Genomic DNA, 11426 nt, shown 5'->3' with positions numbered 1-11426 from the left:
GGGGGGGGTTCTTGTGGTGGGCCCCCCCCGCGGGGCGGCCGCCGCCGGCCGCCCACCTCCTCGACATACCCCGTCGATGGGGATCGCACGGTCCGGTGGCCGCACGGTGCCGGGGACGGTGCCCCAGTGCGGCCACACCGCTGCGCCGGGCAAGGCCGCTTTGACGACGCGCTCAACGCCCACGCCATGCCGGCAGGGCAGTGTGAGCCCGGAAATCCCCGACCGGCTGCCGCGATGGCCGAGGCCGATGCCGGGCTGCTGGAGCGTGGCGTCGCGCACGCCGATGTCGACCAGGGCCTGTGCGCTGCGCTCGCGATGGTCGTCAACCTGCCGGCGGCGACGCGCTGCCCCGCGCCCTCGGACGTCACCTGCCGTGGACGACGCGCCGACCAGACCATTTCACCGCGTTGCCGGTTGGCGACGGCTGGTGAAACCGCGCTGAAAGGTCGTTGAACGCGGCGGCCCGCAGACTCCGGGGCATGATGACGACGACACACGAATTCGCCATCGCAGCCACGGGGCTGCGGAAGTCCTTCGGGGACAAACCGGTCCTCCAAGGCATCGACCTGCAGGTGCCCACGGGCACGGTCTTCGCCCTCCTCGGCCCCAATGGCGCCGGCAAGACGACCGCCGTCAAGATCTGCTCCACGCTCATCACCGCCGACGCGGGCGAAATCCGTGTCGGCGGCCACGACGTCGCCGCCGACCCGCAGGCGGTACGCGCCGCGATCGGCGTCACCGGGCAGTTCTCCGCCGTCGACGGCCTGATCACCGGCGAGGAGAACATGCTCCTCATGGCGGACCTGCACCACCTCTCCAAGCGCGAGGGACGGCAGGTCACCGCCGAGCTGCTGGAGCGGTTCGACCTGGTCGAGGCCGCGTCGAAGCCGGCGTCCACGTACTCCGGCGGCATGAAGCGCCGCCTGGACATCGCCATGACCCTGGTCGGCAGCCCGCGGATCATCTTCCTCGACGAGCCGACCACCGGCCTCGACCCGCGCTCCCGCCACACCATGTGGCAGATCATCCGCGAGCTGGTCTCCGGCGGCGTCACCGTCTTCCTCACCACCCAGTACCTGGAGGAGGCCGACGAGCTCGCCGACCGCATCGCGGTGCTGAACGACGGGAAGATCGCCGCCGAGGGCACCGCCGAGGAGCTGAAGCGGATCGTCCCCGGCGGGCACGTCCGGCTCCGCTTCACCGACCCGGACGTGTACCGGGCTGCCGCCGCCGAGCTGCGCGAGGTCACCCGGGACGACGAGGCACTGACCCTGCAGATCCCCAGCGGCGGCAGCCAGCGCGAGCTGCGCTCCATCCTCGACTGGCTGGACACGGCCGGCATCGAGGCGGACGAGCTGACCGTGCACACCCCCGACCTCGACGACGTGTTCTTCGCCCTCACCGGCGGCGCCGACGTCCCCCACCAGTCCAAGGAGGCTGTCCGATGAGCGCCCTGTCCCTCGCGGTCCGCGACTCGAACACGATGCTGCGCCGCAATCTGCTGCACGCGTGGCGCTACCCGTCCGCGACGCTGAACCTGCTGCTCGCGCCGATCATGCTGCTGCTGTTGTTCGTCTACATCTTCGGTGACGTGATGAGCGCGGGCATCGGCGGCGGGGGCGCCGACCGCTCCGAGTACATCGCCTACATCGTTCCGGGCATCTTGATGATGACCATCGGCAGCACCGTGATCGGGGCCGCGGTGTACATCTCCATGGACATGAGCGAGGGCCTCATTGCCCGCTTCCGTACGATGGCGATCCACCGCGGCTCCGTGATCATCGGGCACGTCGTCGGGAGCGTGCTGCAGTGCATCGCCAGTGTGGTCCTCGTCGGTGCCGTCGCCGTGGCCATCGGGTTCCGGTCCACGGACGCCACGGCCCTGGAGTGGTTGGCGGCGTTCGCTCTGCTCGTGCTGTTCTCCCTGGCGTTCACCTGGATCGCGGTCGGCATCGGCATGGCCAGCCCGAACGCCGAGGCGGCCGCCAACAGCGCACAGCCGCTGATCCTCCTCCCGCTCATCTCGAGCGCCTTCATCCCGGCTGACACGATGCCGGGCTGGTTCCAGCCGATCGCCGAGTACCAGCCGTTCACACCGGCTATCGAGACCCTGCGCGGCCTGCTGCTGGGCACCGGGATCGGCAACTACGGGTGGATCACGATCGCCTGGTGCGTCGGCCTGACCGTGCTCGGCTACCGCTGGTCGACGGCGCAGTTCAATCGCGACCCGAAATGAGTGCGCGGGCTGACTCCCGCAGCCCGTCCCGCTCCAGGGCGGCGTACTGCGACACCGCGTCGCAGTACGCCGCCCCGTCGGCCTCCTCGGCAGCCCGCCGGGCACGGTCGAGAGACATCGTGGGCTGGAACACCTGGGACACGTGCAGCCGTTCCGCCAACGCCATCAGCCGCACCGCCGACGCGTCGCCCGCGGCAAGCCGAGCCAGGCCGAGGGCCAGCACGCCGGTGCCGTACTCGAAGATCTCCCCGGCCGGGCGGGAGTCGTCGGCAAGCAGGGTACGCAGCCGGCCCTCCAGTTCGGCGACCAGGCCGGCGACGGGCTCCAGCCGCCCGGCGTGCGCGTGGGCGGCCACCGCGTAGGCCTGGAGCGCCCGCGCCCACGCATCCATGGAGGGGTCGGCGGGCGTCCCATCGCTCGCGCGCAGCCGCTCCACGGCCATCCGCCACCGTTTGAGGCCCAGTTCGGTCAGCCCGCGCGCCAGCGCGATCTCGGCCCGGGCAGCCAGGTCGGGCGCGAAGGCCGAGGTCTGCTCCGCGGACTGGCTCTGCTCCACCCGCCGCAGCCACTCCTCGGCCTCGTCCGGTTCACCGCGCTGCAGGCAGGCCAGCGCAAGGCCCTGGCACAGGCCCGTCGTGGGCGACTGGTCACTCAGGTGCGTCAAGGCCTCCAGTGCCGCCAGCAGATGCCGGTACGCCTCCTCGCCGAGACCGGCGTCCGCGCACAGCTCGCTGCAGCGGGAGTGGCCGAGCAGTTTGAGCGACGGGTTGGGCACGGCGTCGACCATGGCGAGCATCCGGCGGGCGGAGGCCAGCGCACGCTCCGGCTCGTGCTCGTACTCCCACAGATAGCTGGCCACGCACTCGGCGATGCCCGCCAGCAAGGGCGCGTCGCTCGCGCAGAGTTCACGCAGCGCCTCGTAGCCGGGCGGGCGCATGTCCGGAACGGCGCACAGCACGACGGCGAGCGCCCGCAGCAGCGTGTCCGGCTCCGCGGGCTGCAGCCGGCGCAGGGCGACCAGATGGCGTGGCCTGGGCGGACCGTACCCGATGAACGGGGCTGCGGTGCAGACAGCGCACAGGGTGCGGGTGACCTCGGTGTGCCGGGCGTCGGGGCGGTAGTGCGACAGTGGCGCCGCGGTGTCGGCGGCCAGGGTCAGGACCCGGTGGAAGCTCGCCGAGTCGGTGAGCCAGACACAGGCCAGCACCGCGCCGGCCGCCGCGGTGGCGGCATGGTCCTCGCGGGCGAGGGCGAACCGCAGGGCGAGCACGAGGTTGTCCTGCTCCGCGCGCAGCCGCGCCCAATGCCGCAGCGGCTCAACGCTGAACAACACGTCGTGGTTGGCCAGCCCGAAGTGCCGTGCCCAGCCCAGGAACCGGTCGGTGACCGCCTCCTCCTCCCCGGCCGCCGCCCGCCGGGCGGCGCTGAACTCCCGCACGGTCTCCAGCATGTGGAAGCGGATCCCGGCCGCGGTGTCGGCGGCCTTCAGCAGCGACTGGTCCACCAGCTGCTCCAGCAGGTACGGCGCGTCGCCGCCGCCCAGCAGCTGTTCCGCCGCTTCCTCGGTGAAGCCGCCGGGGAAGACCGACAGCACCCGCAGCGCCGCCCGTGCGTCTTCCTCCAGCAGGTTCCAGCTCCACTCGACGACCGCGTGCAAGGTGCGGTGCCGCTCGGGCGCGTCCCGGGTCCCGCCGCGCAGCAGCGCGAAGCGGTCGCCGAGGCGGCGGGCGATCTCGGGAACGGACAGCACCCGTACCCGCGCGGCCGCCAACTCCAGGGCGAGCGGCAGCCCGTCCAGATGCCGGCACAGCTCCGCCACGGCCTCGGGCGGCAGCTCGACGTGGTGGCGCGCGGCCCGGGCCCGCTGCTCGAAGAGTTCGATCGAGGTTGCCAGGCTCAGCTGCGGCAGTTGGTACACCGCTTCCGAGCTCAGCCCCAGCGGTGCCCTGCTGGTGACCAGCACCCGTAGGTCCTTGGACAGCGCCACCAGCTTGCGCACCAGGTCGGCGGCGCCCAGGACGACCTGCTCGCAGTTGTCCAGCACCAGCAGCGCGGGGTCGGCGCCGAGGGCGGCGACGATTTTGGCGGGCACCTCCGCCCCGCCGCCGTACGTCCCGACGCCACCGCGCGGCGCTTCCCCGCCGCCGAGCGCGGACGCCACCTCGCCGGCCACGTCCTGATCCGTGCCGACTCCGGCGAGCGAGACGAAGTGCACCGTCCGCTGCTCGGCCTGGCGGGCGACGGCGTACGCGAGCCGCGTCTTGCCGAGCCCGCCGGGGCCGATGATCGAGGTCAACCGCGAGGAGTGCAGCAGCCCGGCCACCGCCGCGAGATCCTCGTCCCGTCCCAGCAGCGGATTCGGATCGTGCGGCACCCCGTACCGGACCACGGGGGCCTCGACCTGCAGGAGCTCCCGATGCACGGTCTTGAGCCCGGCGCCCGGGTCGGTGCCGAGGCCGTCGCGGAGCTCGCGCCGGTAGGTGTCGTAGCGGGCGAGCGCCGCAGACGGCCCGGCCGTGGCGGCCTCGGCGCGCAGCAGTTCGGCCAGTACTTCCTCGTCGCGCGGGGTCCGGGCGAAGACCTCGGTCAGCGGCGCCACGGCTTCGGCCCGTCGTCCCAGCCGGGCGAGCGCGAGCGCGCGGGAGCGTGTGAGGAAGGCGTAGAGCGGCGCCCGCTCGGCGCGCAGCTCCGCGACCGGGTCGCCGGGCGCGGCGTCGGTGTCCGGGGCGGTGTCCCAGAAGGCGAGGCCTTCCTCGGCACTCGCCAGGGCGGCGGCGTGATCCCCGGCCCGGGAGTGCCGGGCGCTCGCTTCGGCACAGCGCACCACCGCCGCACTGTCGACCTGCTCCTCACCCAGTGCCAGCCGGTAGCCGGTGGGGGTGCTGACGACGACGTCGGCGCCGAGCTGGGAGCGGGCCCGGGAGACCAGGATCCGCAGCGCGTTGGCCGGGTTGGCCGGCAGCTCGTCCTGCCACAGCCCGTCCATCAGCCGTGCGGTGCTGCAACCGGAGCGCAGCTCGCCTGCGAGCAGCGCGAGCAGCCCGCGCAGCCGGGGCGCGGTGATCTCCCGGCCGCGGTAGGCCACGCACGACAGGAGAGTCAGGTCGGTCGTCACTCGGTCAGGCTATCGACAGGGGGTGCTTGGGCGGCCGCTGAGGGCGGCCGGGGTGCGGCTGCAGGGGGTGGGAGCCGCACGGGCGGCCGCGGCGGGTGGGAGCCGTTGCCCGGACCGTGCCCTTGGTGCACGTCAGAGCAGTCTTGAGATGCATTCAGCCCCGGCGTGAACGCCGGGGCTTTCTGTAAGAGTCCCGGTAAAGGGACACGCCGGGCCCTGTCATAGCCGCGGGACGTGCCAACCGGCTGCGGCCCACTGCGTCCGGTTGCGCTTGTCGTCGAGCTCGGTGATCCTGCGCTGCTGCATGAAGGTCAGGCGGGCCACGACCACCAGCGTGAGCAGCCCGGTGGCGATGAGCAGGGCCTCGGTGGCGAGGAACCACGGATATCCGCCGGAGAGCCAGACGCCCAGGACCGCGCACAGCTGCCAGCCGACCCACAGTCCCCACCACGTGTGGAAGACGCCCGACCAGAGCCGTCGCATCACGACTGCCGTTGACGCGGGAGTGCTCGAGCGCCAGATGCCGTTCGCGACGGCCTTCGGCAGCCACAGATGCACCAGGGGGACCAGCCAGCCCACCACGGCCCACACCTGCCCGAAGCGCTGGCCCGCGGGATCGAGGAGCTGGGCGTTGCGATGGGCCCGGCGAAACCACTCGACGAACAGGGCGACCGCGGCGGCGTGCGCGCCCGCGGCGCACAGGAGGAAGAACAAGAGGAACAACGGACCGCCCACGCGGTCATCTCCCGTGCTCAGCACGTAGGCGGCGTGCCAGGCGAGCAGCAGGTGCACCACCAGCGACGCGGCGATCGCGACCGCGAAACCCGAGGCCGACACGGTCAGCCACACCCGGCTCGGCCTCGGCGGCGGCGCAGGCCACGGCGGGACGGCCGCGGGAAGTCGCGGCGAAGCATCGTGCACCGGATCAGCGGGTGCCGGCTCCGGCTCTCGCACCAGGCAATCCGCGCACACCCCGTCCGGCCCCGCGGCCTCGTACATCCGGCACTGTCTGCACAGCACGCGTCCTCCCCAACCCCAACCTCGGCGACCATCTGAATACCACAGCGCCCGCACGCCCGATCGCGTCATCCCGGGCGGCAGCCCTCCGCCCGTGATCGTTTCGTGCCGCGGCTTCGGTACGGTGTGCCGACGCCCGCTGACCGGATCGATCCGTGGGAGACCTGTGGTGAGTTGACTGCGCTCCGACTCGCGTGATTCCGCATTGCCCGAAGAGGGCCGACGAGGTCCCTCACGGCTTGCTCGGAGCGATTGTTGGAGCGTTGGCCGGGGATGTCACTGGTGATCAGGCGGCTGGTGAAGCCATGGCTGCACAGTCGTTCCTGGGCCGCCCTCACATCGCTGGGCGCCACCTGATCTTCCTCGTACGACTTGCCGATCAAAAGCACCGAGGAGACATCGACACCAGCCTCCTTCGAGCAGGGCCGGCGAGAAGGTGATGTTCTCACCCGTGTTGCGCGCTGGTGGCTCAACAAGGATGGCTGAGTCCGGGACGTCGCTGAGAACTCTTGGGTCTGGGAGCGGCGTCAGCAGCCCATGCTCGTGGCAGTCGCCGTCCGTACGCCCCTCCGGCGCAGTCGCCCGGCCCAGTTGCTCCTGGCCCGTGCGGGCGGTGCCGTACGGCCCCGTTCCGGGACGCCCCTTGTTGTCGGTGCCGCCTGGCATGGTTCTGATCATGTTCGACGGACTTCATGACATCGACTGGGCGTCGATGGCGCACGCGTACGGCTCGGCTGAGGAGGTACCGGCGCTGCTGACGGCGCTGCGCTCCCCGGACGCCGAGGTACGTCGCAAAGCCCTTGACCGCTTCTACGGCGCGGTTCACCACCAGGGCAGCGTGTACCCGCCCACGGCAGCCAGCCTGCCCTTCCTGCTCGAGCTGGCCGTCGACGGCGCCACGCCCGACCGGGCCGCCGTCCTCGCACTGCTGGTCAGCATCGGCAGGGAGTCCCTTGACCGGGGCTTTGAGGACGACGGCACCGAGATCGATTACTACCCACCGATGGGCTGCGCGCAGGCAGTGGTCTACCTGCGCGAGCGGAGTGGGGAGTTTGTCGAACTCGCCCGCGACCGCGACCCGGACGTGCGCTTGGCCGCGATTCCCGGGCTCGGGCTCTTCCTCGACGACGCCGACCGGGCCGCGGCGGCGCTGCGAGAGCGGCTGGCCGCCGAGCGCGGTATCGCGGCGCGGCTGCGGATCGTGGAGGCGGCTGCCACCTTGGCACTGCGCCTGCCGGCGGCCTCGCAACAGGTGATGGACTGGCTTGCCGGGCTCGCCGCCGACCCGGCCCAGGGCCCGGCGACCCGGCTCGGGGCCCTGGTCCAGCGGGCCCGCTGCGCCCCGGATGAGATCGGCCAGGACGTCGTACCGGTCGCCGTCGGCCTGCTGCGCGAAATCGCCCGCGCCATACCCGTGCGGCGGATCGCACCGGCCCCGAGCCGCCCGGCGGCACCCACGGACAAAGTCGCGCCCCAGATCGTCGCCGCCTTCGAGGATCTCGACCGGCACACGCGCGTGTACGCACCGACCACGGCCCTGCTGCGTACGTTCCACGAAGCCCTGGGGCCCCGGGTGCCCGAGCGCACCGCGGTGCTGGCCGAACAGCTGAGCAGCCCCGACCCCGGCTCGCGCCTGGACGCGGTCCGTATGAGCGGGGAGCTGATGCGGGCCTGGCGCGGGGACCACACCCGGCTCCTCCTGCTGGTCACCGACCAGCTCACCACGGCCGACCAGGAGGTCGCCGCCGAGGCCGCGGCCGTGGTGGAGTCCTGCCACCCGATCGCCGCCCCGGCCCGGGAGGCACTTGCCGCGCACATCGACGCCCAACGCGCGGTGCACGGCCCTGACGCATGGGCCGCACCGGAAGCGCGGCTGCGCAGAAGCCACCAGGAGGCCGTCCGGGCCCTGGCGCGTCTGGGCGACGCACGCGCGCTGCCGAGTCTGCTGGCCGCGCTGGACAGCGACGTCGACGCCTGGCGAGCGATCCAGGTCGCAGGGCATCTGCCCCAGGCAGCGGACCAGTTGGTGCCCCGGCTCTGCGACCACCTGCGCCGGATCGACCTCTCCCAGCAGTGGACCGAGATGAGCGCCAACGCGATCCTCGCCACCCTGGCCGCGCTGGGCGACCCGGCCGCGGTTCCTGTGGTCGTGGACACGCTCGACGCCGCGGTGCGCCACGAGCAGGACCGCGTCACGCGATCGGCCCTGAAGACGCTGGGGGCGTTCGGGCCGGCGGCGGCCGGCGCACGGGACACGATCCGGTCGCTGACCACCGCCACCGGCGCCCACGTACGGCCTGCCGCCGTCGCCGCGCTGTGGGCCGTCGGCGGCGACCTGGCCGAGGTCATGCCGCTCCTGCTCGGCCTCCTCGACGACCGCATCACCTTCCGGATCAGCGACGCGGCCGATCTGCTCGGCGAGATGGGCCCGCCGGCCTCCGTCGCACTGCCGCGCCTGCGGGACCTCCTGAGCCACGACTACGAATGGGTTCGGGTGCATTGCGCGGCGGCGCTGTGGGAGATCGGCGGCGAGGCCGAGGCACCGGCCGTCCTGGACGCCCTGCTGCGGGCCATGGCCAAGAACTCCGCGACCGCCAACCACGTCGTGGCCTGCCTGGACCGCATGGGCTCCCTCGCGGCACCGGCGCTGCCCGGACTCCGCGAGCTACTGGCCCTGCCCCGGCGCGGCGGCAGGTTCAAGGACATCGACCACGACGAAAAACTCCAGTGGGCCGGCCGTACCCTCATTGCCCGGCTCGATCCTCCAACACCGGGAGCCCCCGCCCCGCGAACAGCCTGAGGCTGCGCGACCCCTCCGCCACCGGCGTCCCGCCCACCAGCAGATGCAGCACCAGGCTCTCAAGGCCCTGCGCCACGCACCGCCGCGCTCCACCAGACGCTGATCCGGGCACTGGGCGCGCCGGGCCCTCAATGCCGTCCTGGCCGTGCCGGCACGCGAACTGGAGCACACTGATCAGGCGCTGACTGGGTGCCCTGCGCTTTCGGGATGCCACCGTGGGCTGGACGCCTTCTTTTGGCGTTGCGGCGGGGGTTGCGCCGGGCGTTGCGAGGGCCGTTGCGCCGGGCGTTGCGAAGGGTGTTGCGCTCGGTCCGACAGCCGAACTGCGTTCGGCCTGGCCAGGGGCGGTTTTGAGGGTGCTTGCCGGTCTGACTTAAAAGCCGGTCAGGATGTGCCGGTGGCCGGAAGGAAGGTCCCGAAGCCTTGCTCGCGGCCGAAACCGCGGGCGGGCTGCTTGCCGTCCCAGGCGAGCCGACCGTTCATGTACACGGCGCGCACCGCGGCGTCGTTGCGTCGCACCAGGCGCTCCATGCCGTCGAAGCCCTCCATCGGCTCCTCGTGCGCCTGGTCGACCTCGTCGGTGAGCCCGGCCGGGTCCACCACGACCAGGTCGGCGCGACGGCCTTCGGCGAGGTAGCCGGCGTCGATGCCCAGGTAGTCGGCGATCTCACCGGTGACCAGGTGCACGGCCCGCTGCGTGGACATGACCGGCTTCCCCTGGGCCGCGCGGTCACGGACCAGCTTGAACAGGCGCAGCGGGAAGTTGTAGAAGCCCATGTTGCGCAGGTGGGCGCCGGCATCGGAGAAGCCTATGAGCACCGACGGGTGGTTGGCGATCCAGGCCAGCTGGTCGGGGCGGTCGTTGCCGACCACCGTGTACCAGCGCAGGTCGTTGCCGTACTCGCCCTGCAGGTCGAGGAAGGCGTCGATGGGCTTGACGCCGCGCTCGGCGGCCACCTCGGCGAAGGTCTTGCCGATCAGGGACGGGTCCGGGCAGTTGACGATCTTCGGCTCGCTGAGCTTGCGGTGGTAGGCGCGGCCGGCGAAGGGGTTGTGCCACTGGCGGCTGAACTTCCCGCGGAAGGCCGGGTCGTACATCATCGCCTTTGAACCTGGTCGCGGATCAGCTCACCGTGCACCCGAAGACACTCCAGCGCCGGCTGGCGGCCGAGGGTGCGACGTTCGCGGGTCTGGTGGAGCAGGTTCGTGCGGAGGTCGCCCAGCGCTACCTCCGCGACACGGGCATGAGCCTGACGCAACTGGCCCACGAGCTGGGATACGCCGAGCAGAGCGTGCTCAGCCGCTCCTGCCGGCGCTGGTTCGGCCGGGGGCCCGCGGCCCACCGGGACGCCCTGCGAGCCGAACGGGGCGACGCCACGGGCTGAAATGTGCCTACCGACACCGAGGAACATCGTCCCTGGTCAGCGGCTGTGCGCCATTTTGGAGCGGTGCGGGGCAACAGAAGGACCTCCAGGTCTGTCGTTGACTCAGTGACCAGCCGGTCAAGAACTACACCGCATTGACTGAGACTTCCGAGGCATGCGCCGCTTTGTTGCCGTGGCGTAGCCGCTGGGCGCGGCTACGCAGGGTCTTTCAACGGTGTACGGCTGAAGCCCGGGGCAAGGCCGGCCAGCGCGATCGCACAGGTGATCACGTTTTCCAGGTCGCGCTGGGACTGCTCGACCTCGTGGTGCACCTCGTACTGGATGATCAGCCCGTCGATTGCCGCGACGACGAACCGCACCAGCGCCGCCAGATCGATCGGCGGCGGTGAGGCCTCGTGGGCGAGCGCGGAGCGGAAGACGTCTTCGGTGCAGGCGCAGTAACGGGTGTACTGCCAGGCGGCGAGCCACTCGAAGCCGGGGTTGCGGCGGCAGTAGATCATCAGCTCGTATTGCATCAACTGGAGCCCGTCGTCGCCCACCGCGAAGTCCCAGAACGCGCGTATTGCGTCGGCGATCGCCGCGGCCAGCCCTCGTTCGGGCGTCACCGCGTTGCGCAGGATCTGCTCGACCTGCTCGGTCACCGCTCCAAGGACGGCGGTCAGCAACTCGTCCTTGCCTCGGAACGCGTAGTGGATCGCGGCCTGCGCCGTCCCGGCCTGTTCGGCGATGCGGCGCGTCGTCGCGCGGTCCAGGCCTTCGCGGGCCATGACCTCGATGGCGGCCTTCACGAACTGCTCGCGGCGCTCTTCGACCTTCATCCGAGGCAGGTTCGTCACCTTCTTCCCCAGGTCCGCGACCGGGGCCTCCGGTCAC

The 11426-nt window shown here is 71.9% G+C and carries 9 protein-coding genes and 1 pseudogene; 5 read left to right on the top strand and 5 right to left on the bottom strand.

Annotated elements, in window-relative coordinates:
* Positions 1 to 234: 234 nt before the first annotated feature.
* From ACWDAS_RS37820 to ACWDAS_RS37810, 3 genes are read left to right on the top strand one after another with little or no spacing between them, the layout of a single operon-like run.
* Entirely contained in the window at positions 235 to 453 is a 219-nt protein-coding gene (locus ACWDAS_RS37820; RefSeq protein ID WP_450400034.1) for a hypothetical protein, read from the top strand.
* Between the two features lie 26 nt (positions 454 to 479).
* The gene (locus tag ACWDAS_RS37815; RefSeq protein ID WP_450400032.1) at positions 480 to 1448 is read left to right on the top strand and encodes an ATP-binding cassette domain-containing protein; all 969 of its coding nucleotides are present in this window, start codon (positions 480 to 482) and stop codon (positions 1446 to 1448) included.
* Entirely contained in the window at positions 1445 to 2236 is a 792-nt protein-coding gene (locus ACWDAS_RS37810) for an ABC transporter permease (RefSeq protein ID WP_450400030.1), read from the top strand. Before ACWDAS_RS37815 ends, ACWDAS_RS37810 begins: the two co-directional genes overlap by 4 nt.
* Here the strand turns inward: ACWDAS_RS37810 and ACWDAS_RS37805 are convergent.
* The 3 genes and pseudogenes from ACWDAS_RS37805 to ACWDAS_RS37795 all read right to left on the bottom strand — a co-directional run.
* Positions 2217 to 5351 carry an ATP-binding protein gene (locus tag ACWDAS_RS37805; protein ID WP_450400028.1) on the bottom strand — a complete coding sequence of 1045 codons (3135 nt, stop codon included), beginning with the start codon at positions 5349 to 5351 and terminating at the stop codon, positions 2217 to 2219. The genes ACWDAS_RS37810 and ACWDAS_RS37805 overlap by 20 nt on opposite strands.
* A gap of 219 nt (positions 5352 to 5570) precedes the next feature.
* On the bottom strand, positions 5571 to 6200 hold the full coding sequence (locus tag ACWDAS_RS37800) for a DUF4328 domain-containing protein (RefSeq protein WP_450400026.1): 630 nt from the start codon (positions 6198 to 6200) through the stop codon (positions 5571 to 5573).
* Between the two features lie 236 nt (positions 6201 to 6436).
* Positions 6437 to 6863: pseudogene (locus ACWDAS_RS37795) on the bottom strand (hypothetical protein); the annotation flags it as partial.
* Positions 6864 to 7044: 181 nt separating this feature from the next.
* Here ACWDAS_RS37795 and ACWDAS_RS37790 point away from each other — a divergent pair.
* Complete coding sequence (locus ACWDAS_RS37790) at positions 7045 to 9168, top strand: HEAT repeat domain-containing protein (RefSeq protein WP_450400024.1); 2124 nt, start codon at positions 7045 to 7047, stop codon at positions 9166 to 9168.
* Between the two features lie 384 nt (positions 9169 to 9552).
* On the opposite strand, the gene ACWDAS_RS37785 is transcribed toward ACWDAS_RS37790, so the two are convergent.
* A complete protein-coding gene (locus tag ACWDAS_RS37785; RefSeq protein WP_450400021.1) occupies positions 9553 to 10269 on the bottom strand; it encodes an amidohydrolase family protein in 717 nt (238 codons plus the stop codon).
* 5 nt (positions 10270 to 10274) lie between these two features.
* Between ACWDAS_RS37785 and ACWDAS_RS37780 the strand changes: the two genes are divergently transcribed.
* Positions 10275 to 10553, top strand: a complete 279-nt coding sequence (locus tag ACWDAS_RS37780; RefSeq protein ID WP_450400018.1) for a helix-turn-helix transcriptional regulator — start codon at positions 10275 to 10277, stop codon at positions 10551 to 10553.
* Between the two features lie 194 nt (positions 10554 to 10747).
* Here the strand turns inward: ACWDAS_RS37780 and ACWDAS_RS37775 are convergent, their stop codons facing one another.
* Complete coding sequence (locus ACWDAS_RS37775) at positions 10748 to 11371, bottom strand: TetR/AcrR family transcriptional regulator (protein WP_450400015.1); 624 nt, start codon at positions 11369 to 11371, stop codon at positions 10748 to 10750.
* Positions 11372 to 11426 lie beyond the last annotated feature (55 nt).

The sequence above is a fragment of the Streptomyces sp. NPDC001070 genome (genome assembly GCF_053598835.1).
This window is presented reverse-complemented; position numbering and strand designations above follow the sequence as displayed.